At 71.1% G+C, this 20,721-nt stretch carries 22 protein-coding genes and 3 pseudogenes; 16 read left to right on the forward strand and 9 right to left on the reverse strand.

Going from position 1 to position 20,721, the window contains the following annotated elements:
• Positions 1 to 337: 337 nt before the first annotated feature.
• The 3 genes and pseudogenes from OG295_RS39395 (at position 338) to OG295_RS39405 (ending at position 1,664) form a co-directional block, all read left to right on the forward strand.
• Positions 338 to 607: a CU044_2847 family protein gene (locus OG295_RS39395; RefSeq protein WP_371681509.1), complete on the forward strand. Its 270-nt coding sequence runs from the start codon at positions 338 to 340 to the stop codon at positions 605 to 607.
• 135 nt (positions 608 to 742) lie between these two features.
• Positions 743 to 922, forward strand: a pseudogene (locus OG295_RS39400) (hypothetical protein); the annotation flags it as partial.
• Positions 843 to 1,664 carry a hypothetical protein gene (locus tag OG295_RS39405; protein WP_331738682.1) on the forward strand — a complete coding sequence of 274 codons (822 nt, stop codon included), beginning with the start codon at positions 843 to 845 and terminating at the stop codon, positions 1,662 to 1,664. The pseudogene OG295_RS39400 and the gene OG295_RS39405, both read left to right, overlap by 80 nt.
• Before the next feature lie 80 nt (positions 1,665 to 1,744).
• Here OG295_RS39405 and OG295_RS39410 read toward each other — a convergent pair whose 3' ends face one another.
• From OG295_RS39410 to OG295_RS39425, 4 genes are all read right to left on the reverse strand, one after another.
• Positions 1,745 to 2,275 (reverse strand): hypothetical protein, encoded by a 531-nt coding sequence (locus OG295_RS39410; protein ID WP_371681510.1) that lies wholly within the window; start codon positions 2,273 to 2,275, stop codon positions 1,745 to 1,747.
• Positions 2,276 to 2,519: 244 nt separating this feature from the next.
• Positions 2,520 to 2,783: a hypothetical protein gene (locus OG295_RS39415; protein ID WP_331738685.1), complete on the reverse strand. Its 264-nt coding sequence runs from the start codon at positions 2,781 to 2,783 to the stop codon at positions 2,520 to 2,522.
• Between the two features lie 1,137 nt (positions 2,784 to 3,920).
• The gene (locus tag OG295_RS39420; RefSeq protein ID WP_331738687.1) at positions 3,921 to 4,826 is read right to left on the reverse strand and encodes a hypothetical protein; all 906 of its coding nucleotides are present in this window, start codon (positions 4,824 to 4,826) and stop codon (positions 3,921 to 3,923) included.
• A 220-nt stretch (positions 4,827 to 5,046) separates the two neighbouring features.
• Positions 5,047 to 5,550, reverse strand: coding sequence for an N-acetyltransferase (locus OG295_RS39425; protein WP_331738689.1), 504 nt, complete (start codon positions 5,548 to 5,550; stop codon positions 5,047 to 5,049).
• A gap of 500 nt (positions 5,551 to 6,050) precedes the next feature.
• Here OG295_RS39425 and OG295_RS39430 point away from each other — a divergent pair, with 500 nt between their 5' ends.
• From OG295_RS39430 to OG295_RS39440, 3 genes are all read left to right on the forward strand, one after another.
• Positions 6,051 to 6,488, forward strand: coding sequence for a hypothetical protein (locus OG295_RS39430; RefSeq protein WP_371681511.1), 438 nt, complete (start codon positions 6,051 to 6,053; stop codon positions 6,486 to 6,488).
• Positions 6,489 to 6,617: 129 nt separating this feature from the next.
• Complete coding sequence (locus tag OG295_RS39435; RefSeq protein WP_371681512.1) at positions 6,618 to 7,091, forward strand: hypothetical protein; 474 nt, start codon at positions 6,618 to 6,620, stop codon at positions 7,089 to 7,091.
• 877 nt (positions 7,092 to 7,968) lie between these two features.
• Positions 7,969 to 8,433, forward strand: a complete 465-nt coding sequence (locus tag OG295_RS39440) for a lamin tail domain-containing protein (RefSeq protein WP_331738695.1) — start codon at positions 7,969 to 7,971, stop codon at positions 8,431 to 8,433.
• A gap of 654 nt (positions 8,434 to 9,087) precedes the next feature.
• On the opposite strand, the gene OG295_RS39445 is transcribed toward OG295_RS39440, so the two are convergent.
• The gene (locus tag OG295_RS39445) at positions 9,088 to 9,477 is read right to left on the reverse strand and encodes a VOC family protein (RefSeq protein ID WP_331738697.1); all 390 of its coding nucleotides are present in this window, start codon (positions 9,475 to 9,477) and stop codon (positions 9,088 to 9,090) included.
• 85 nt (positions 9,478 to 9,562) lie between these two features.
• Here OG295_RS39445 and OG295_RS39450 point away from each other — a divergent pair, with 85 nt between their 5' ends.
• Complete coding sequence (locus tag OG295_RS39450; protein WP_331738699.1) at positions 9,563 to 10,375, forward strand: TetR/AcrR family transcriptional regulator; 813 nt, start codon at positions 9,563 to 9,565, stop codon at positions 10,373 to 10,375.
• A gap of 182 nt (positions 10,376 to 10,557) precedes the next feature.
• Positions 10,558 to 11,328 (forward strand): class I SAM-dependent methyltransferase, encoded by a 771-nt coding sequence (locus OG295_RS39455; RefSeq protein ID WP_331738701.1) that lies wholly within the window; start codon positions 10,558 to 10,560, stop codon positions 11,326 to 11,328.
• Positions 11,329 to 11,670: 342 nt separating this feature from the next.
• Here the strand turns inward: OG295_RS39455 and OG295_RS39460 are convergent, their stop codons facing one another.
• Entirely contained in the window at positions 11,671 to 12,195 is a 525-nt protein-coding gene (locus OG295_RS39460) for a VOC family protein (RefSeq protein WP_331738702.1), read from the reverse strand.
• 219 nt (positions 12,196 to 12,414) lie between these two features.
• Positions 12,415 to 12,696, reverse strand: a complete 282-nt coding sequence (locus tag OG295_RS39465) for a hypothetical protein (RefSeq protein ID WP_331738704.1) — start codon at positions 12,694 to 12,696, stop codon at positions 12,415 to 12,417.
• Positions 12,697 to 12,788: 92 nt separating this feature from the next.
• Here OG295_RS39465 and OG295_RS39470 point away from each other — a divergent pair, with 92 nt between their 5' ends.
• The 7 genes and pseudogenes from OG295_RS39470 to OG295_RS39500 form a co-directional block, all read left to right on the forward strand.
• Positions 12,789 to 13,508, forward strand: coding sequence for an ABC transporter ATP-binding protein (locus OG295_RS39470; RefSeq protein ID WP_331738706.1), 720 nt, complete (start codon positions 12,789 to 12,791; stop codon positions 13,506 to 13,508).
• A complete protein-coding gene (locus OG295_RS39475; protein WP_331738708.1) occupies positions 13,499 to 15,142 on the forward strand; it encodes a DUF6297 family protein in 1,644 nt (547 codons plus the stop codon). Before OG295_RS39470 ends, OG295_RS39475 begins: the two co-directional genes overlap by 10 nt.
• A gap of 316 nt (positions 15,143 to 15,458) precedes the next feature.
• A pseudogene (locus OG295_RS39480) lies at positions 15,459 to 15,777 on the forward strand (cobalt ABC transporter ATP-binding protein); the annotation flags it as partial.
• A 147-nt stretch (positions 15,778 to 15,924) separates the two neighbouring features.
• Complete coding sequence (locus OG295_RS39485; protein ID WP_371681513.1) at positions 15,925 to 16,422, forward strand: hypothetical protein; 498 nt, start codon at positions 15,925 to 15,927, stop codon at positions 16,420 to 16,422.
• A gap of 178 nt (positions 16,423 to 16,600) precedes the next feature.
• On the forward strand, positions 16,601 to 16,771 hold the full coding sequence (locus OG295_RS39490; RefSeq protein WP_371681514.1) for a hypothetical protein: 171 nt from the start codon (positions 16,601 to 16,603) through the stop codon (positions 16,769 to 16,771).
• Between the two features lie 571 nt (positions 16,772 to 17,342).
• Positions 17,343 to 18,053, forward strand: a complete 711-nt coding sequence (locus tag OG295_RS39495; protein ID WP_331738714.1) for a transposase — start codon at positions 17,343 to 17,345, stop codon at positions 18,051 to 18,053.
• Between the two features lie 12 nt (positions 18,054 to 18,065).
• Positions 18,066 to 18,557 (forward strand): annotated as a pseudogene (locus OG295_RS39500) (transposase); the annotation flags it as partial.
• Here OG295_RS39500 and OG295_RS39505 read toward each other — a convergent pair.
• Both OG295_RS39505 and OG295_RS39510 read right to left on the reverse strand, forming a co-directional pair.
• Positions 18,558 to 19,001: a hypothetical protein gene (locus OG295_RS39505; RefSeq protein ID WP_331738716.1), complete on the reverse strand. Its 444-nt coding sequence runs from the start codon at positions 18,999 to 19,001 to the stop codon at positions 18,558 to 18,560.
• Positions 19,002 to 19,151: 150 nt separating this feature from the next.
• On the reverse strand, positions 19,152 to 19,727 hold the full coding sequence (locus OG295_RS39510) for a helix-turn-helix domain-containing protein (RefSeq protein ID WP_331738719.1): 576 nt from the start codon (positions 19,725 to 19,727) through the stop codon (positions 19,152 to 19,154).
• A gap of 70 nt (positions 19,728 to 19,797) precedes the next feature.
• Here OG295_RS39510 and OG295_RS39515 point away from each other — a divergent pair, with 70 nt between their 5' ends.
• On the forward strand, positions 19,798 to 20,691 hold the full coding sequence (locus OG295_RS39515) for an NADP-dependent oxidoreductase (RefSeq protein ID WP_331738721.1): 894 nt from the start codon (positions 19,798 to 19,800) through the stop codon (positions 20,689 to 20,691).
• Positions 20,692 to 20,721: the final 30 nt, after the last annotated feature.

Below are 20,721 nucleotides of genomic sequence, written 5' to 3' on the forward strand. Positions count from 1 at the left end.
GCAGGGTGATGCCGACTCCGGCTGTCATCGCGGCCCCCGCGGCGCGGTGTGGCGCCATTGCGGCCGTCAAAGTGCCGTCTGGCTCGGCCCACCTGCCCGGCACCCGTTCGAAAGGGGGCCGGGCAGGCGGACCCCAGGGCGAGACGTCATGGCAGAGCCTGCGCTCCGAACCCGTTCGCCCGCAGCGGTCCTGGCTCCTCGTACGGCCCATGCCGCGCTGCGGACCGTGCCCGGACACCGGATGCTGGGCGCGACCCCTGATCTGCCCGCGAGTGACCTAGGAGGCACGGTGACACCTCTGGCACGGATTCCACTGGATGGCGGGGGCTCTGTACTGGTGGAGACGACAGCCGGCATCGAGGAGCCGGTGAAAGCAGGCCGCATCGGGGACGCCGTGCGTGAGGTACCGCAGACCTTGCAGGAAGCTCTGGAGCCGGTCACCCGGGTCGCGCAGGTGGCCCTCGACCAGCTGCGCAAGGCCCGGCCCGACCAGATCACCATCGAGTTCGGCGTGGACCTCGCCGTCGAAGCCGGCGCGGTGATCACCAAGAGCAGGGCGAACTGTCATCTGCAGGTGTCGGCGTCCTGGCAGAACGACGATGGCTAGCACCGGGAAAGGGGGCGGAGGGCGGCACGCCGTCCGACCTGCAGGCAGCGGTGGCGCAGATCCTCGGCGCGGGACGGGCAGGTGGCGGGTGCGGGCTTCCTGGTGGCCGAGGACGTACTGGTCACGTGTGCGCACGTGGTTCGGGCGGCCGGATCCGGTGCGGGCGACCCGGTGTGGGCGACCTTCCCTCATGTGGCCGGTGCGGACGGGCTGGAGGGACGCGTAGAGGAGTGGCGTGCACCCGAGGCCGAGGACGTGGCCTTCGTCCGGCTGCGGGAAACGCCACGGAGTACACGGGTGCTGTCACTGGGTTCCGCAGAAGGACGCGGCGGTCACCCTGTTCGGTCGTTCGGCTTTCCGGCCCAGGCAAGCAATCGCTGCTGCGGCCGCCCGCAAGCTGGCGAGCGAGCCCCACTACCAGCGGGTCCTCCTGGTCATCGACCAGTTCGAAGAGCTCCTGGTGCAGGGCGCCGACGGCCGGCCGCAGGAGTTCCCGGCCCTGCTCGACGACATCACCACGGCAGCCGGCGAGCACGGCCCGCTCAGCGTGATCCTGGTCATGCGCGACGACTTCTACCACCGACTGGCAGCTCTTGTTCCGAAGCTGCCGGCAGCGGCGACGCCCGGTCTGCTCAACGTGACCGGCGAGCTGACCACGGAGGACCTCCACGACATCATCGTGGAGCCCGCCCGGGTCGTAGGACTCCACTTCCAGCCGGGTCTGCCCGAGCAGATCGTCAGCGATGTCCTGGCGAGCAGCCCCGATCGGAAGGAGACACTCCGGGCTCCGGTCACCGTGCTGCCTCTGCTGGAGTTGACGCTCGACCAGCTGTGGCGCAGGCGGAAGGACGGTTTCCTCACCCACGAGGCATACCGACGTATCGGAGGGGTTCTGCCGATGGGCCGAGGCGCTTGCCGAGCCGGGATATGCCGATGTGGTCGGCTGCGGCGAAACGGCGGGCGTCGATCCGCCCGTCGAAGAGGGGATGACCGCTGCGGGCGATGCCGACCAGCGGCCTCCGACCGTGTTGCAGAACCACAGGTCGTCCAGTCGTGACCCGCTCTGGCGGATCCGAGGGCGGTCCGTTCGACGGTACGGCGGGCGCGTTCGCCGTTTTCAGCTGTTCCTGTGCGGGGTCACGTGTAGTAGGTGTCGAACGAGGCGATCCAGAGCGCCGACAACGGCAGGACGGTCAGCTGGACGGCCGTGGTGGTCCAGCACCTTCCGAGGATCGCGGCGGAGGCGCTCCACCAGGCCGTCGTACGCAGCAGATCCACAACCCCGGCCTGATAGCCCCGCCCGCCGGGATCCATCATTCCGGGGTATCCCATCCACTCCTCGGTGAAGATTCCATCCGCGCCGAACACCAGGACCCCCGACACCAGCCACACGTCGGCCAGCAGCGCTGCCACGGCGAGTGTCCTGTCGAAGCGGAGGTACGCGGGGGCTGGGAGCAACAGCCGGACGAGCGGACGCCCGTGGATCCGCGCCCACTCCTGCCCGCGGCTTCGCCACAGCACCGAGCAGGCGTACCCGAGACCGGCAAGAGCCACGGCCCAGCCGACCATGAAGAACAGACCGAAGAACAAGATCACAACGCCCATGCCCCACCAGATGCCCGCACATCCGGAGCGGTTCCCTCCGCCCATGACCAGTGCTCGGGCCACGTCCGAGAGGATCAACCCGAAGGCACGGAAGTGCCTGGAGCTCCGGACGGATGTGTTTCGGGGTCGACGGCCTGCGACGGTCCTCATGACCGAGGTTGGGACACGCGCGGCCAATCGGCTCCGGCCGCTTGACGCCGTTCTGCGGCATGAGCCGGCCCGTCGACGCACTTGGAGGCTGGACCCGGGGCGGGTCCCGCCGGGCCCCGGCGGGTCCGCGGTTCACTCCGGACCTGGCCGCGCCGGTTCAGGGCGTGTCGCCCTCCCAGCGGAAGGGGCCGTCCGGGTCGGCTTCGGAAGGGCTGTACAGGGATCGGCCGCCGGGCCCGTACAGCCCGCGGTCGGTGATCAGGAGTACGCCCTCCGCCCACTCCCGCAGGGACAGGCTGGTCACGTCAAGGAGCTGACCGTCCAGGGGGCCACCCGCCAGCCTCACGTACACCCGGCCCGGGGCGCGCCGGACCACGTGGCCCTCGTCGCCGCAGTACACCCGGTCATCAGTCGTGCTCATCCCGCTGCCTGCCCTTTCCCGTCCCGGGTCCACTGCCCGAGCATGAATCCCCGTACTCCGCTTCCGGTGGACGGCCGACAGGGGAACGCCAGACCACTTCGGGCCATCATCGCGTACCCGGGCGGGCTGGTGTGTTCGGGCCGCGTACTGGGAGGTGCAGGGCCGGTCTGGCGCGTGGGGGAGCCCGGACGTGGAGACAGGTCATGGGCGGGCCGAGTGGCCGGCCGCACCGCGTCGACAGCGGCCTGGGGCACCGCCGTCGGGCCCGGAGCCGGGCGGATGGCCGCCGCCCGGACATGTTCCTCGTGAGCGCCGAGGAGGCGTCCGGCTGCTTCGTTGCTGATCAGCAGGCCCGTGCTGAGGGAGGGTCTGCAGGAGGAAGCACCGAAGGAGTTCGGGGTCGGTGGACAGGTCCAGGGGATCGGTTGTCGGCTCACCGACGTACGTGGGTGCCGGCGCGGCGTGGGCCTCCACCTGTCCGGCGAGCTCGCGCAGCCCGTCGGACAGGGCTCGGGCCCGGCGGCGGTGCTCGGCGCACGGTTCGCTCTGGGGGGCGGACAGGAGCGCGGGGTTCCGCCCCGCTGAGGGTCGTAGCCGCGGGGACCGGCCCGGCGCGGGGTTGGGAGGACGGCGTCGGCCAGCGGTTCGAGGAGGGGTTCGCGGCGCCGGGCGTGCTCGGCGAGGTAGCGCACGGTTTCGTGGAAGACACCGGCGCGGTGCGCCCACTGCACCCTCGCGGCCCGGATGCCTGACGCGGCGGGAACGTGACTGCGTGCCCGCACCGGCCGTTCCCTGCGGGCGTCAGGGTGTGCAGAGCGGCATGCGCGTACTTCGATCCCGGTCACTTCGGTCCCTTGCACTCGTGGTCCTTCCCTGCCGGCCGGCAGTTCGACGCACGCCCAGTGGCTTGCCGCAGATCGCCTCGGCGCGCGCGCCGTACTCGCCGAACGGACCCTGCTCCCCCTGGATCACCACCGCTCCGATCGTGCTGGTCAGGCTGCTGCCGTGCCCGCCCGGGCTCATCCGCTCCAGGGCGGTACGGCGCAGCGCGGTGAGGTCTTGCGCGGGCAGGTCGCCGCTCCCCGGGCCCAGTATTCGGTGCGCGCCGCGGTCACACATACTCGGCATGCCTGGTGTTCAGAACCGGTCGATGCGCAGAGCGGTGCAGTCAGGGCACCAGCCGATGTCGTCCGGGTATGCGGGGACGTACGCGTTCAGGCAGTCGCTGCATCCGGCGATCACGTCGAAGTCGGTGCCGCAGCAGAAGCACAGGTTGCGGCGTTCCGCGGGGGCCGCCGCGGTGCCTGCCCCCTCGACCGGCAGCGCGTGTTCGTGGCAGTCGTGGCACTCCTGTACGGTGCCGTCCAGTCCGAGGATCTCCTCGTGGTGGTGCTCGAGCGCGGATGTGAATCCCTGCTCCCAGAGCGCGCGGCAGAAGCGGCTGTCCAGCGGGTCGGCACCCTCACCGATCACCAGGGCCCACTGTTCGCAGACCGGGCACGTCGCGGTGCGCTCCTGGACGTCCTTCAGCTCGTCGGCCAGGCGCTCGACCCGTGTGGCCATGTAGCTCTTGATTCCGCGGACCTTCGTCCCGACCGCTTCCAGGTCACCGAAGACCGCGGCGGTCCCGGGGCCCGGCAGAGCGGGCAGCAACTCGTCGTAGACGAACGTGACGAGGAAGTCGAGGACCTGTGCGGCCGTAACCTCGACGGCGGGGGCGGGGGCTGTGAGTCCGTAGTGCTGCAGGCGGTTGCGCCACCTGGCGAGGACGGCCAGGCTCTTGGCGGGCTTGTCCCCGACGGCGACGCCGGCGATGTCCCGCAGCCGGCCGATGGCCCCGGCGGTGGTGCAGCTGTCGAAGTCGCCGGCTTCGAACCGTTCGCGCTCGGCGGTCGACGAGGGGGCCGGTGTAGCCGCCGTCGGCCACACGAGGGTGATGTCACGGTGCAGGCGGCGCAGCCGGATCAGCAGGCCCGCCGCGCCGTCCCAGGTAGCGGATCGCGTCCAACAGCTGCCGGTGGCAGTAGCCTCCGGGCCGTCCACCCCGCCCCTGGAACCAGGCCGGCACCGGCAGCAACGGCCGGACGGCCACCCACACCGCGTCCGTCATGTCCGACGGATACCGGCGCACCCGGTCCGGATGGTCGGCCGCGTCGCCGTACGCATGCGCGAGGCAATCACACGACACGGCGGGCGAGTTGAAGTCAACGTGCCCGGGTACGTACAACAAAGACAACAGGGCCTCCGGGCCGGCAACAACCACTTACATGTCGGGATGCTTCGGCAGGGCGAGCCAGTCCGACCAGGAGATCTCGCGGCCGAGGAAGCGCGGCTGCTCGAACGGCCAGTCGGCGGCGATCCACTGCGGCACCAGCGCGTCGAGGGCCTGCTCGACCTTGCTGCCCACCAGCTCGTCCACCACCCACCAGGAGATCTCGCCGTCCGCGCCGGCCCTCTCCGGTGGGTCGATGTAGACACAGCCGAGCAGAGCTGTCTCCGCCGCGTCGAACAGCGCGTAGTTGAAGGACTGGTGCGCGGCGATCTCCTTCTCGTGCCGCAACAGGTCGGCCTGGTCGCCCTCGTAGGTCATGGTGGCCGCGGGCCAGCCCCAGGCCGGGCCGAAGATGGTCCACAGGCGCTCGCGCGAACCCATCACAGCCGGATAGTCGAGCGCGGTGTCCGCCTCCCGGATCGGCCGCAGGTGATGACCACCGCCCGGCAGCGATACCAGGACAGGGTGGACGAAGTCATCGGGAAGCCAGCTCATGGTGCCCGACCGTAGCAGCGCGCGGCCGTCGGCTTCCCCTTGATTTTCCCCGCATACCGCCAGGCCCTGCTCTCGTGCCGGGCAGGGCCCGCGATCACCCGGTCGAGACTCCCGTTCGATCGACAGACTCCATGATCGGTATGGCAACGGCTTCTAAAGCGTCCTGGCTGAGGCTGGTCGTGGTCACGGACGACGTTCCCGGGCCGCGGAGCTGACCGGCCGCCACGCGCGCTCGGTCACGCCCGCTGTGTGATTGTGCGCGTCAGTTGCGGCTTGACCACGCTGGCTGGCCCTTGAGCCCGGTGGCTGGTCGGTAGGGCGGCGGGTGGATGATCCCGGCCAGAGATTTTCTCGGTTCTGTGATCTCCGCCAGGTTCCGCGCGATGTCCGTGCGGGCCGGGCACGCCGGACGGGACCCCGGGGACACCATAAATTTTGAGCATGTTCAAATATGGGTGTCCGGCGGCGGACCTGCCGTCCGGTCTCGGGGAAGCGGGTGCGTGGACATGGGGGTCAAGAGCATGAGGGCGAGGAAGAGGGGCAGAGGCGGTTTCGTCGCCGCGCTGATCGTGTCCGCGGCGGTGTTCGCGACGGCCTGTGCGAGTCCAGGGGCGGTCAACGTCGATGCGGACGACCTGCCCGGGACGTATCGCGACGGCAAGACGGGCGGGGAGATTCTGCTGGACGTCAACGGGCGGTTTTCCGCCAAGGGCATCTCGAAGAGCGACGCCATGGGGCGCGGAGGTACCGTCCCCGTCGACTTCGGCGGTACCTGGAGTGCCACCCCCTCGAACTTCGTGTACCTGGAGCCCGACGACGGCGGGGGCCGGGACATGGAGGACATCCAGCTCTGGACGGCGAGCGCGGGGAAGGTGTTCCTGCACCCGGACGTGGACGGACCGATAACGCTGAAGCTCATCAGGGTCACCAATCCCTGACCCGGGCGAACGGGCGATCTCCCTCGCCGCGCCCTGAACGGGTTCCATCTGGCTTTTGCCGTGCTGCGGTTCCGTGCGCTGCACCTGGTGGCAGTGCCGGCTGTCCCGAATCGCGCCTGGGGAAAGTCCGTGATCGACATGGCGTCCCTCCTCGGCCGCCTGGGCAGCGTCGCCGAACCGGCTGCGGATGTCCTGGTCCCGCTCGCCGCACGGAACCCGGACCAGGACGACGACCATGCGGACCGGGCCCTGGCCGCGCTCGTACGCGTCCCGCCCGCACGGGCGCTTCCCCCTCTGGCAGCAGCCCTCGGACGGCGCCCGCGGGCCCTGGACTCTGCGGCCGGGCTCGGACACCCGGCCGACTGCGCCTTCCCCTTCGACACCGCCATGCCTGCGCTGGACTCCGTCTTCGCCCGTGCGGAACAGAACGCATGGTTCCGGTGGTCGGTGGCACGGGCCGCCCGCCACCTTGCACGCCGACCTGACGTCCGAAAAGCGCCGGGTACAGCCCAGAGAGCTCCCCCTCCTTTCCTTCTGGCGAGCGCATTCGGCGTCCACCTCGACGGCGCGGACAGGGCAGCCCTCGTCGCCCGCTACACATGACCCCCGGCCGGAGGGTGCAACCGGTGTGCCCGCTCCGGGTGCGCGGCACCGCCGACTCGGCGTCCCGGGCCGTCCGGCACGGCGTAGTCCTGGTCCACTCCGGCCTCGGCGAAGCGGGCTCATACACTGGGATTGCCTGCGGCGGCGGTCGGGAGACGGAGGCCGAGTCCGCGGCCGAGCAATCGCTCGTGGCGCTGATCCCGATGCGATGGCCGCATCGAGTACACGTTGGGGCTTGACCAGCAGGCATGGGCGGCCCAGTTACGGAACGCAGCCCTCGCCTTGACGTCGTCCCCACCGGCGACCCCGGATGCTGACTGGCCGGGGCTGGGGGAATCGGAGTGGGGCTGTCCCGCCTGCGAAACCGCGGAAGATCGCCTCGACCTGCTTTCGCGGCGGCCACGTCCCTCCTCGTTCCGGGAGGTGGATCGGCGCGGTGCAGCTGATCGGCCGCCCCGCCTTCCCGAAGATGCCGGGCCCGGCCATGGTCAACGGCATGCACATACGTGCGGATTTGATACGGGTGCGCGAAGAAATCCGGCGAACAGCCGTTACGGAATACGATACTCCGCTTGGGTGGTGGGCTTTCCGGGTGCGCCGGGTGGTGCGCCGGTGCGCGCGGATCGCCGGACCGTTGAGGTGGGCGGGTGGGTGCAGGGAGCACCGGTTGTCAGGGCCGCGGCGGCGGGATATGCGTGCAGCATGCAGGCGAGCGTGACGGTAATGTCCGCTTCCGGTAACCGGCCTGGGCGCGGGCTGCAGTGGGACGGGCGGCGGGTCGAGAGTGTGGCCCTCGGCTCACTCCGGGCCGGGAAGCCGCAACGCCGCCACCACCTGTTTCGGCGGGTGGGGCGTGGTTCTTGAGGGAGCGTCACCCATGTCGTCTGTTTCTTCCTCCGTCCGCCGTATCGCCGCGACCGTTCTGGCCGCCGGAGCCGTCGTCGGCGCTGCCGCGCTGCCGGCCACCGCTCAGGACCACGACCGGCGCCAGCACCCGCGGGTGGAGATCAGCCGGGTCCAGGCCGACAGCCCCGGACGCGACGACCACTCCAACCGCTCCCTGAACAACGAGTGGGTCGAGATCACCAACACCACCCGCGACGCCATCAACCTCCGTGGCTGGACCCTGCGCGACGCGGACGGCAACCGCTACCGCTTCGACAACATCCGCATCAACAGCCACGCCACCCTCCGCATCCACACCGGAAGCGGCCGCAACACTCGTACCGACCTCTACCAGGGCAGCCGCGAGTACATCTGGGGCAACAAGGCCGACACCGCCACCCTGCGCGACGACCGCAACCGCGTCGTCGACACCGAGACCTGGGGGCGCCGCCACTGACCCCGCTTTCAGGCACGGGTAGCCCTGCGGCAATCCGCTCGGCAGGCCTGACCATGGAGAACCGCTGACCGGTCCACAGCCGCGGGCCGCCACCCTCACCAGGTGGCGGCCCGCACTGCTGTACTTCGGGCTCCAGCGGTGTCCGGGTCCCCACTGTCTGTCTGCCGGTGACGGGGGTGAGCATCTGCCGCTCGCTCCAGTCGAGGAAGCAGGCAGTCGCCGATCTCCCACACGACGTCGGCCGTCAGCTGATCGGCGTACCGCGGACGACTCCCCACAGGATCGTCAATGCTCGTCACATTGCCCCCTCTGGCCTGGCCTTGGTGTGCAGAACCCGTCGCCTCATCCGAAGGTGGCGTCGTACGCGTGCTGGAGTGCGTGCCGGTCCCAAGCGGGGGCTCGGGCGAACCAGGGCAGAACGACTCCGCTGGCGATGCCCGGAGCAGGCGCCCTGCCGTACCGGCGGAGGGGGACCAGGGCGACGGTCACGACAGCCGCGCCGATGTGGGCGCCCCACGAGTCGAGTGACGCAGCCTCGCGTGCCCCGCTGCGTTCGGCCGCTCTGCGGCGAAGCGCCGCCGTGGCCACGCCGGCCCCGACGTTGCACCCCCCCTCAACGGGCTCCGGCTGCACGGGTCGGAGCCGCAGGCTCCCTCAGTGGCTGGTGGGTGCGTTCCAGTCGACCAGTTGGACGATGACGCCATTGGGGTCGCGGACCTGGAAGGCGCGCTCGCCCCACTCCTCGTCGGTCAGCGGCATGGTGATCTCGACGCCTTCGGAGCGCAGGCGCGTCAGCTCGCCTTCGAGGTCCTCGACGACGAAGGCGAGGATCAGACCAGCGGCGTGCTCGTCGCGCTGGTCTGCCGGGAGGCTGTCCAGCCCCCGCCGCAGGAAGATGACGTTCATGCCGGCGTCGTCGCGCGTCAGGGACGCGAAGCCGTCGGCGGCCATCTCCTCGCGGAACCCGAAGTGCTCGACGAGGAAGGTGCTGGAGGCGGGGACATCGTCGACGTTGAGCGACACGGCGCTAGAGGTGATCTTCATGAAAGCTCCTCCGAGATCGTGAGCATTTTATCTGTACGCCGTACAATGTACATCGTACAGAGTTAGATCGCGAGAGGATTTCCCCGTGCCAACGGAACGAACCAGCTCGGGCGACCCGGCCCGCACCCTGCAACTGCTGTGGCGTGACCCCTCCACCAACCGTCGCCGAGGACCGCGACGGGGGCTGAGCATCGACGCGGTGGTCGATGCCGCCACCGCCATCGCCGACGCCGAAGGCCTGGACGCGGTGACCATGCGCGGGGTGGCCAAGGAACTCGGCGTGGTGCCGATGACGCTGTACACCTACGTCCCCAGCAAGGCGGAGCTACTCGACCTCATGCTCGACGCCGCCTACGCCCGCATGCCCCGCACCGGCACCGCCGGACAGCCCTGGCGCCAGCGCGTCACCGCTGTCGCCGAGGAGAACAAGGCCCTCTACGAACGCCACCCCTGGGCCGCGGCCGTCTCCACCGCCAGGCCTCCGCTGGGACCGGGGCAGATGTCGAAGTACGAGCACGAACTGTCCGGGCTCGACGGCCTCGGCCTCAGCGACGTCGAGATGGACGACTGCCTGACCCACCTGCTCACCTTCGTGCAGGCATGCGCCCGCGCCGACGCGGACGTCCGCGCCGTACGGCACGACAGCGCCCTGGACGACCAGCAATGGTGGGAGCTGAACGCCCCGCTCCTCGCCCGGGTCCTCGACGAGAACGCCTACCCCACCGCCGTCCGCGTCGGCGCAGCCGCAGGCGCAGCACACGGCAGCGCCTACGACCCCGCCCACGCCTACTCCTTCGGCCTGCAACGCGTCCTCGACTCCTTCGCCGCACTGATCGGCCGAAGCGCAGACGTGAAGACACCGACTTCACCGCACGGGCCCGACGTCACCGCCCCGTGAGCCGGAGCACCCGTCGCCGATGCACCGGCAGGCGAACTCGGTGAGGAGTCCCGTGACCCTCGAACTGACCGGCACCCGGTACCCGTGGCGCAGGCCAGAACGGCGTGCTGTCGGTCGCGATGGCCGATCTTGGCCGAAGGCGGACCCTGTTCCCCGGTGGACGCCTGCGCCATAGTCGGGCCATGACGTACGACATCCCCGCCCACGAACGCGCTCTGGCCTTTGACCGGGCCGCCGACGCGTACGCCGCGTACCGGCCGCAGTACCCTGCGGCCGTCTTCGAGACCGTGGAGGAGTTCAGCGGGCGGCGTCTTGCCGGGGCCCGGGTGGCCGATGTGGGCACCGGGACGGGGATCGCCGCCCGGGAACTGCGCGAGCGCGGGGCCCGGGTGGTGGGCGTCGAGCCGGGCGCCGGGATGGCGGCGCAGTTCCGTCGCGAGCTGCCGGGGATCCCGCTCGTGCGCGGGGACGGCAACCGGCTGCCGCTGGCCGACGGCTCGCTCGACCTCGTCTCGTACGCCCAGTCCTGGCACTGGACCGACCCCGTACGCGCCGTCCCGTCCGCCCTGCGGGTCCTGCGCCCCGGGGGCGCTCTCGCGCTGTGGTGGAACGACCCGGACCTGTCCGTGCCTTGGGTGGCGGAGCAGGCGGCCAGGATCGAGCAGTGGCTGGGGCCCGGCTTCTACGTCTCCAACGTGGAAACACCGGCCGGGCTCTGCTGGAAGACCCGCACACTGCACTGGTCGCGCCGGGTCTCCGTCGATGTCCACCTAGCGAAGCTGGCCACCCATTCAGCCTTCATCCTGCTCGGCGGGCGCAGGGCCTCGGCCTTCCTCGCGGCTGAGCAGAAGCACCTCGCGGGGCACTTCCCCGACGGCGAGCTGGACGAGCCGTACGCGACCTCGGTGGCGGTGGCCCTACGCCCCGCCCAGGGTCCGCCCGTGTCCGGATGAGGGGTGTGGTCCCGTGGTGGAACCGGGAACACACCCTGCCGGGGTGACGTCGATACCGCGGCGTCAGGCCCCGTCGCCCCCTATTCCGATTCCGAGATGGTGCCGGTGTCGTCCGACTCCGCAGGGGCGGGCGCGTCCTGGGGCGGCCCGTCGTTGGTGGTGGAGAGCGCCTGGTGGTGCGTCATCTCCTGAAACCCGTACGGCAACGCCCGGCGCCGCCCGGCGGCCTGGGTCGCACCGCTCGGCGGGGGACCTCGGGCCGGCGCGGGGGAGACGGCTGGGAAGACGGCCGGCCTGGCGGCCCTCGGCTCCCGCCCCCTGCGGCCGGGCCGGAAGCCGATCTCAGTGTGTCGGGCGCTTCGGGGGGCTGGCCACCCCGGTCTCCCGGCCGCTGAGCGCGGCGTCCAGAGTCTCCTGGGCCGTACGCATCGCCTCGGCGTACTTGGGCTCGGACATCCGCTGCCAGGCAAGGTCCGGTGCGACGTGCTCGACGTGGCTCATCACCCACCAGATGTTGTCGAACGGGTCCCGCACCCTGCCGCCGCGATCCCCCCACGCGCTGTCGGCAGCCTCGGTGATCACCTGTGCCCCGTGCGCAACAGCGGCAGCCATGGCGGCATCTGCGTCCGGGACGTAGACCCGCAACAGCGAGGGCATCGGCGGCCAGTCGGGCCGCCGGTCGAAGGCCAGGACCACCGTGTCGCCGACTCGGATCTCGCCGTGGCCGATGGTGCCGTCCTGTACCGCTACCCGTGCGATCTCCTCGCCGCCGAACGCGACGGTGATGAAGTCGAGCAGTGCGCCGGTGTCATCGGTGACCACCCACGGCGCGACGCTCGTGTAGCCCTCGGGTGCAGTGTGACTCATCGACGTCGTCCCCTCGTTGGTGTCTCTCCTTGATGTGACGACATTAGCGATCATCTGGGACAGATCCGGTCCTAGATGAGGCGCGAATCAGCGCCCCGTCGTCACCGCCAGACGGCTTGAACAGGACGGATCCGCGATAGACCGCTCGCCCCGGCCCCGGCCAGTACTCCGGCGGTTCCCGCTGCCGGCGCAGCCCGCCCTACCGGCAAGTGGCATGCCTCACCGGCCCACCGCAGCTGATGGCAGTCGCTGCGCGACCTTGTCCGCGAGCGCCTCGAACTCCGCGCGCAGGAAGGGCTCGGCGAATCCGGCAAGGCCCTTGAACCGCAGCGAAGCGGTGTAGCTCAAGCGGGTGGCCAGCGCCGACTGCGACTCGAAACGCATGTCGTCAGTCGCGGTCACGGTCTTGTTCACTCCGATGAACACCAGCTGTTGCGGTCCGCCGGCCTGATCGTCTCCCACACCCACATGACCCTGAACCGCCTGGGTATATTCGTGCACGATGAATATATTTTGGCGGAGGCGGCCGCCCGGCTCCGTGCCGCGCAGCCGGAAGCGGCCGTGCGGGCGAACGTGAGCGAAGGCGACCGGACATGAGTGAAGAGGCGGACACCGTCCCGGCGACCGTGCTGCGGGCCACCGGCATCCACATCGCCTACGGTGACGAGGCCGTGCTCGACGGCGTGGACCTGGACCTGCGAGCGGGCCACTGCCTGGCCCTCGCCGGCGCCAACGGCTCCGGCAAGTCGACGCTGCTGCGGGTCTGCGTCGGCCGGCAACAAGCCGACGAAGGGGAGGTGTTCTTCGCCGACCGGCCACCGCGCGAGGCGGACGCCGCCTTCCGGCGCGACGTCGCGCTGCTGCTCGACGGGGCCGAGTGCTTTCCCGACCTGACGGTCGGTGAGCACATCCGCATGGTCGCCACCGCGCACGGCATGGGCGAGGACGCCGGGTCCGCCACGGAGCGGGTGCTGGCGGAACTCGGACTGGACCACCGGACCGACGCGTTCCCCGACGCGTTGTCAGCGGGACAGCGCCAGATGCTTCTGCTCGCCGCGGTCCTGGTGCGTCCGGCCCGTCTGATCGTCGTGGACGAGCCCGAACAGAGACTGGACACCGGTGCCCGGCGCCGACTCGCCACCGCACTGCGGGCGGCGAAAGCGGCCGGCACGGCGGTCCTGCTGGCGTCGCACGACCGGGCGACCGTGGAGGAGGCCGCCGACCGGGTCCTGCTCCTGGACCGGGGACGCGTCGCGGCCCTCGGCACGCCCGCCGAAGTGACCGGTGCGGCGGTGGCTTCGCCATGGCGGTGACCACCGGCCTCGCGAGGGACGAGGAGAAGGCCACCGCCGACGCCATGGCACAGGTGGCGCGTGCCCGGCGGGCACGCGGTTCGGGACGCCCGCGTTTCGACGACGTGTGGTCGTGGGCGTGCGTCGCCGTCTCGGCCGTCGTGGTGCTCGCCGGTCTGGTACGGACCGCCCCCGCCATCGGCCACGCCCTCGACACCCCCGGAGGCGCCGCCACCCGCGCCGTCCTGGTCGCCTCGGGTCTGCTGCTGTGGGCGGGCCAACTGGCCACGTGCGTACGGCTGGGCCCGGTACTGCTGGGCACGGCCGAGATCACCTGGCTGCTGCCGCTGCCCGGCGACCGGGGACGGCTGCTGCGCCCCCGCCTGGCCCGCGCCGTGGTCGTCGCCACCGTCGTGGGTCTGCTCACCGGCACCCTGACGGCCGCCCTCGCGCTGCTGCTCGAAGGCCGCCCGCGGTTCACCGCACTGCCCGTGGCCCTCGGCGCGCATCTGGCCCTTGCCTGGCTCGCGGTGGCCGTGGGGACGCTGATCGAGGTACGGCCGGCCCTGGCCGGGCGGGCCCGCGCCCTCGGCACCTGTTCGGCCGCCGTCGGCTGCGCGATCCTCTTCATCGGTCCGGCCGTTCCCGCCGCCACCCCCCTGGCCGCCCTCTGCGGGCCCGGGGGCTGGGCGGCCTGGGCGACGGCCGGCGCGGCCCAAGGGGACGTGCTCGCCTGGTCGGTGGCGCTCGGTGCCCTCCTGCTCTGCGCGGCCGTCGCGCTGCGGGCGGCCTTCGGAGCGGCCGCGGCCATCCCGACGGCCGAGTTGCTCCTGCGCAGCCGCACCAGCCGCCAGGCAGCCCAGGGCGCGACCCTGCTGGACCTGCGCGCGCTGACGCTCGTCCTGCAGTCCGCCGGACGGCGACGGGGCCGCCTGCGCATGCCGCGGTCGCGGTGGGCGGTGATCGTGTGGCGGGACGCCGTCGTCCTCCTGCGCCACCCCGGGCGGCTGATCGCGTCCCTCGCGGCCCTGGGCGCCGGCGCCACCGCGACCCACCTGCTCGCCCGGTGGCTCACCGAAAGCCCCCACGGCCCGGTCGGGCCGCTCCGGTCCACGGCGATGGGCCTGATCCTGGTCGTGCCCCTCTACCTGGCGGCGGTCGCCCTCGCCGAGCCCGCCTACCAGGACACCGACCGGCCACAGCGCGCCCTCCTGCTTCCCTTCCCGCCCGGCGTGCTCGCGGTCGGACACCTGGCGGTACCCGTGCTCCTGCTGTGGGCGGCGGCCGCGGCGACCTGGTCGGTCGCCCAACTCCCGGGCATGCCCACCGATGACCTCGCCGCCTACGCGACGGCCCTGCTCCTGGCGGGACCGTCGCTCGTGGGCAGCACACTGGTCGGCGCCTATCGGGGCGCGCCCCGCTACGACCTGCTGGCCCTGTCCCTCGACTGGTACGCCGCGGTGCCCTTCGTCCTGTGGCGGCTCGCCCCGGCCCTGGCGGCCGGCTTCGTGATCGCCCCGTGGCTGTGGCACACGGTGTCCGCCGCGCCCGGCGCCTCGGACGGCTCCGCGATCCTGTGGCTCGCCGCCCGCTCGGCCGCGGTACTCGCCTGGTCGGCCCACCGCGTCAGCCGCCAGGCGCGCGACCTGTCCTGAACGGCCCCGAACCGGTGCGTCACCGCTCCCGGACCACCTCACGGCATACGCGGTCAGAGTGCCGGGGAGACCTCGGCGGAACGCAGACGCCGACTGCCGGACCAGACCTGACAGGCGGACGGGATCGACCGGGAACGTTTGCCGGGCCGGGTGGTCAGGGCGTTGCCGGTAGTGGTCTGCCGCCCCAGCGCGCCGGTACCTGCTTCAGGCCGTCTCGTGTGCTGGTCGGCTGCCGGCGGAACCGGGCGGCCCTGCCGCCCCACTGGACGCGTTGGCAGCCGTCGTCGTACCGAGAGGTTCGCTTGGTGGTCGATCCGGGCGGCGCCGCCGGGTCGCCGCAGCCACGGTCCTCGCCATGGAGCCGGAGATCCTCGTCCCCGACGAGTCGTCCTCCAACCCGGACCCGGCCTCGCGCCGCGAGCTCGTCAACATCCTGCGCTCCCTGGACGTCACTGTCCTGATGGTCACCCACGACGAGCCGTACGCCCTGGAGCTCTGTCCGCGCTCTGTCGTCCTCAGCGAGGGCGCCATCGCCCGCCGACGGGCCGACGGGCGGGATCGTCGCCGACGAGGAGCTCAAGGCCCAGCATCGCCTGGAACTTCCGTTCGGCTTCGTGCCGAGCTCTGCCGCCTGAAATTGGTCCGACCGGCTGGATGTGCCGGTGGTTCGTGCAGGTGTGCTCCGTGCGGCGGCGGAGTCGAGGCTATGAAGGGAATCGAACGGAATCGGATGGAAGTTCATCATCCGGTCATTCCCGAACATCAACCTCAGGAGTCGCATGATGCGCCCCATCAGAGCGGCCTGCCTCGGCACGGCCACGCTGGTCACCCTCCTCGCCTGCACCCCCGTCGCGGCCGCCGCGACGGACACCGGTTCCGCCCAGGCCGGGGACAAGGCCCGGACCATCACACTCCTGGCCGAGGTGCAGCAACTGACCCGCTTCCCCGTCACCCCTGGCAGCGTCTCGCAGGGCGATCAGGTCGTGATCCGCTCGGACCTCTTCGACGAGGCGCACAACAAGGTCGGCGAGACCCACGGCACCTGCACCACCACCCGGGGCGGCGCCGATGAAGCAGAGCAGTGCGTCGTGACCTACACCCTCCCGGGCGGCCAGCTCACCGTGCAGGGAATGTACTTCAACTACCTCGACCAGGGCCCCTTCGACAACGCGATCACCGGCGGCACCGGGGAGTACAAGAAGGCCCGCGGCTCGGTCCACTCCGACACGATCGCCACGAACCCCAAGGTCGTGAGGCGCTTCACGATCCACCTCGTCTGACGGACCCCGACGTCCACCTGACCTCGGAATCCGGCCTTCTCCGCTCGCGCTGCACCATTGGAGACGGTCGTACGAAAGGAAATGTGGGTCAAGGGGACGTCCAGGGCGGCTCACCCTTCAGATCGTCAAACGCACCGACGACATGAGCGGGTTCGTGGTGCTTGCACGCAGGTGGGTGGTGGAGAGGACACTGAGCCGGCTGATGCGCTCGCGGCGCTTTGCCCGGGACTACGGGACCCGGCCCGAAAGCAGCGAAGCCGCCGTCCTGTGGTCGATGACCATGCTCATGGGACGCCGCCTCGCCCGCCACCGGAGCCGAAACGTCACCCGGCAGCCCGCCTCGGCGTGAACGCTCCGGGACGCTCCTCGGCCGGCCAGCCCCGCTCCACCAGCCGCTTCACCTTCGACCGCACCCCCGCGACCTTCGCCGGCACCGACTCCAGGCCCAGCCGTCCGGCCAGCTCCCGCGCCCGCAGCCCGGACCCGCCGGCCTCCGACTCCGGCCCGGACAGGGCCCCGGCCGGCTCCGACCGGGATTTCGTGGACGTGCGGGAGACGGGCCAGACGGGCCGACGTGAGTCCGCCGAGTCCCGCGCCGATGACCACGACAGGGTTGCGCACGAGGGCTCCTTGGTGTCAGGGGCGCCCGACCTTCGGCAGCCGTGTCTGAAAGGTCCCGGCACCTGCCGGCAAGCCACTGACATTGATGCTGGTACTCAGGTTCCGGCGGTCGTGGCCCAGCCACTGACTGACGCCCTGCTGGGCTGTCTTCCCGCTGTTCTGCCCGGCCGCCGGAACCTGTTCTCATGGCTCCGGCCGGGCGGAACATGACCTGATAGGAGCTTGGCCAGAAGCCCCCTCAATGTCCTGTCTGCGCCACCCGGCCGGCGCCCACCTCCGGTAGGGAAGGCACCATCAGCATGACATCGCAGGTCGCAGAGAAGACCGCGGACCAGGACGTTTTCGGCGGGGTCGACTCCCACGCCGACACCATCCACGTCGCGGTCATCGGTGACAACGGCGGCCACCTCGCAGACGCCGAGTTCGCCACCACCGCCGCCGGATACGCCGCAGCCCTGGCCTTCGTGACCGCCCACGGCCACGTGATCGCCATCGGTGTGGAGGGCACCGCCTCCTACGGCGCCGGATTAACCCGTGCCGCCCGCTCGCACGGGCACCGGGTCATCGAGGTGAACCGGCCCGACCGGGCCGAACGCCGCCGCATCGGCAAGTCCGACCCCATCGACGCCTACGCCGCGGCCCGCGCGGCCCTGTCCGGACGGGCCACCGGCGCACCCAAGGACGACACCGTCGCCGGCATACGCGCCCTGCACAACGCCGCCCGCTCCGCGGTCAAGGCCCGCACCGCCGCCCTGAACCAGATCACCCACATCCTCTTCACCGCGCCCGAGAGCATCCGTGCCAAGTACGGACAGCTCAAAGGAGCCGACCGCACCGACGCACTGGCCCGGCTGCGGCCGGCCGGGGACGCGGTCCACGTCGCGGTCCTCACCGCACTGAAGAGCCTCGCCCGGCGCGTCAAAGAGCTGACCGCCGAGCACACGGCCCTGACCAAAGCCTTGGACGGCGAGGCCACCGTCCACAATCCCGGCCTGCGGGCCGCCCACTGAGTCGGCCCCGACACCGCCGCCCAGCTGCTGATCACCGCCGGAGGCAACCCGGAACGCATGCGGACCGAGGCTTCGTTCGCCGCGCTCTGCGGAGCCGCACCGGTCCCCGCCTCCAGCGGCAGGACCAACCGGCACCGTCTCTCACGAGGCGGGGACCGGGCAGCCAACGCCGCCCTCTACCGCATCGCCCTGGTCCGCATGTCCAGCGACTCCCGCACCCGCGAATACGTCGCGCGCCAGACCGCCGCCGGCCGGACGAAAAGGGAGATCATCCGGCTGCTGAAACGGGCCATTGCCCGGGAGATGTTCCGCTGCCTGACCGCCACGGTCACCGTCCCCGACATCGCCGACCTGCGACCGCTGCGGCAGTCCAAGAACATCACCCTCACCGCCGCAGCCCGGCACTTCGGGGTGTGGCCCACCGCCACCTCCACCCTCGAACGCGGCATCCGCCGAGACGACGACCTCGCCCACACCTACCGCAACTGGCTCACCGCCGCTTGATCACGCGCGAGGCCATACGACGTCCGGCACATCGGGCCACGGCCGGCCGTCGGGGGAAACACCCGACGGCCGGCCGGCGCGCACGAAGTCGCCGTACTCGTCCTGGACGATGCCCTCGTTGACCCACCGGCCCCGCTCGGCTCCAGCGCGTTGCTCGGCAACCGCCAGCGCAGCCAGCGGATCCTCAGCCATGCCCAGGAGCCGGCCGAACTCGCCGGCCTCGTCATCGGGGTCGAACGGCGGGAACTCACCCAGATCGAAAAAGCTCTCACCGCCGACGTCCTCGACCGCGTGGAGGAAAACCTCGTAGCAAGTCTTCATCGCACGGACCTCGACATAACGCACCCCCGGGCGCTCCGCCGAGCCGCACGGCCCAAGGAACTGCTCGACCGAACGGCCACGCCGCAAGGCCCCGAGAATGAACGACTCCGCCAGATAACGCACCCGGCCACGATACGGCGCTCATCCCGCAGACAAGACTTGACGATCAATAGGAGCATCATCGGCGCGCCGGTCGGCGACAGATGACCTCCAGGCGCTGAGCCGTCGGTCCGGACAGCGGGGCCCGTGGTCTCCGCGGCCGCCGTCCCCGGCTCAGGGCGCAGTGGCTTCCCAGGCCGCCTCGATCATCCGGAAGACCTCGTCCACCGTGGCCCCGGGATCGTCCGCCCAACAGGCCAGCGCGTAGGCGTCGATGGCGAACCGAGCGGTCGCCCGGCAGGCCGTTGTGCTCCGGGACAGGCGGGGATCGGCGGCCATCGCCTCTGCCAGCGCCTGCGCGTGACGCAGGCTCATCGACTCCTCGTACTCCCGCAGGGCGGGTGAACCCTCGATCATGCGGCGGACGGGGGCAGTGCCCTCCGCCGTGCAGTGGCGTACCAGGGCCTGGACCTCGCGGTGCAGCGCCGGGATGAGCGGCTCGTGCGGAGCCCGGTCGGTCACCGCCCGCGTGAGGCGCTGCTCGAAGTCCTGGTCACGTTCGAACACCAGGGCTTCTTTCGAGACGAAGTGGGCGAAGACGGTGGTGACGGCCACGTCTGCCTCGGCCGCCACGTCACGGATGCCCACGGCGTCGTACCCGCGCTCCAGGAAGAGGCGCAGCGCGGTGTCAGCGATCTTCTGGCGGGTCGCGGCCTTCTTGCGTTCGCGGCGTCCGGACGGCTCGATCATGCCCTGACACTACCAGGTATGAATACCTAACCGTTGTGAAACCCTAACGGTTAGGATTAGTGTCGGCCGCATGAGGAAAATCAGCTTCGCCGAGTTCGGCGGTCCCGAGGTCCTGCAACTGGTGGAAGCCGAGGAGCCCCAGGCGGACCCCGGCCGGATACGCATCGCCGTGCGGGCGGCGGGTGTCAACCCCGTCGACTGGAGGATTCGGGAGGGACAGGTACTTGGAGCCCATCCGGTCGAACTGCCCGCCGGGGTCGGGCTGGACGCCGCCGGGGTGGTGGATCAGGTCGGCGAGGGCGTGGAGGGTGTCGAGGTCGGTGACCGCGTGTTCGGTGAAGGCTCCGACACGTACGCCGAGTTCGCCGTGCTGTCGGCCTGGGCCCGGATGCCCGAGGGGCTGGCTTTCGCGGAGGCTGCCGGGTACCCGTCGGTGGTGGAGACCGCCCTGCGCATCATCCGCGAGGTCGGCGTGCGACCCGGGCAGAGCCTGCTGGTCAGCGGCGCGTCCGGCGGTGTCGGGTCGGCCGTGCTGCAGATCGCCCGCGCGCGCGGCATCAGGGTGATCGGCACGGCCGGGGCTGCGAACCAGGACTACCTGCGCGGCATGGGCGCCCTCGCCACGACGTACGACGAGGGCTGGGTCGAACGGGTGCGGCAACTGGGCCGTGTCGACGCGGCCCTCGACCTGGCCGGCTCGGGCGTGATCCGCGAACTCGTCGAGTTGACCGGAGATCCGCGCAGGGTCGTTTCCATCGCCGACCTCGATGCGCCACGGCTGGGCGTCCGGTTCTCGGGCGTGGTCGGGAGCGTACCGGACGCGCTCGCCGAGGCCGTCGACCTCATCAGCCGGGGCAGGCTCCACATCCCTGTCGAGAAGTCGTACTCGCTCACCGAGGCGGCGGCTGCGCACACCGACAGCCGCGCCGGCCACACCCGGGGACGCCGGGTCTTGGTCATCTGAGCCGCGACCCACCCGCCAGGTCCACGCGGT

Source organism: Streptomyces sp. NBC_01276 (genome assembly GCF_041435355.1).
GTDB lineage: Bacteria > Actinomycetota > Actinomycetes > Streptomycetales > Streptomycetaceae > Streptomyces.

Excerpts from the sequence above, each read along its gene's own strand:
- OG295_RS39415 (WP_331738685.1), bottom strand. The coding sequence starts at position 2,783 with ATGAGCACGACTGATGACCGGGTGTACTGCGGCGACGAGGGCCACGTG.
- OG295_RS39425 (WP_331738689.1), bottom strand. The coding sequence starts at position 5,550 with ATGAGCTGGCTTCCCGATGACTTCGTCCACCCTGTCCTGGTATCGCTG.
- OG295_RS39440 (WP_331738695.1), top strand. The coding sequence starts at position 7,969 with ATGTCGTCTGTTTCTTCCTCCGTCCGCCGTATCGCCGCGACCGTTCTG.
- OG295_RS39445 (WP_331738697.1), bottom strand. The coding sequence starts at position 9,477 with ATGAAGATCACCTCTAGCGCCGTGTCGCTCAACGTCGACGATGTCCCC.
- OG295_RS39455 (WP_331738701.1), top strand. The coding sequence starts at position 10,558 with ATGACGTACGACATCCCCGCCCACGAACGCGCTCTGGCCTTTGACCGG.
- OG295_RS39460 (WP_331738702.1), bottom strand. The coding sequence starts at position 12,195 with ATGAGTCACACTGCACCCGAGGGCTACACGAGCGTCGCGCCGTGGGTG.
- OG295_RS39470 (WP_331738706.1), top strand. The coding sequence starts at position 12,789 with ATGAGTGAAGAGGCGGACACCGTCCCGGCGACCGTGCTGCGGGCCACC.
- OG295_RS39475 (WP_331738708.1), top strand. The coding sequence starts at position 13,499 with ATGGCGGTGACCACCGGCCTCGCGAGGGACGAGGAGAAGGCCACCGCC.
- OG295_RS39485 (WP_371681513.1), top strand. The coding sequence starts at position 15,925 with ATGCGCCCCATCAGAGCGGCCTGCCTCGGCACGGCCACGCTGGTCACC.
- OG295_RS39495 (WP_331738714.1), top strand. The coding sequence starts at position 17,343 with ATGACATCGCAGGTCGCAGAGAAGACCGCGGACCAGGACGTTTTCGGC.
- OG295_RS39510 (WP_331738719.1), bottom strand. The coding sequence starts at position 19,727 with ATGATCGAGCCGTCCGGACGCCGCGAACGCAAGAAGGCCGCGACCCGC.
- OG295_RS39515 (WP_331738721.1), top strand. The coding sequence starts at position 19,798 with ATGAGGAAAATCAGCTTCGCCGAGTTCGGCGGTCCCGAGGTCCTGCAA.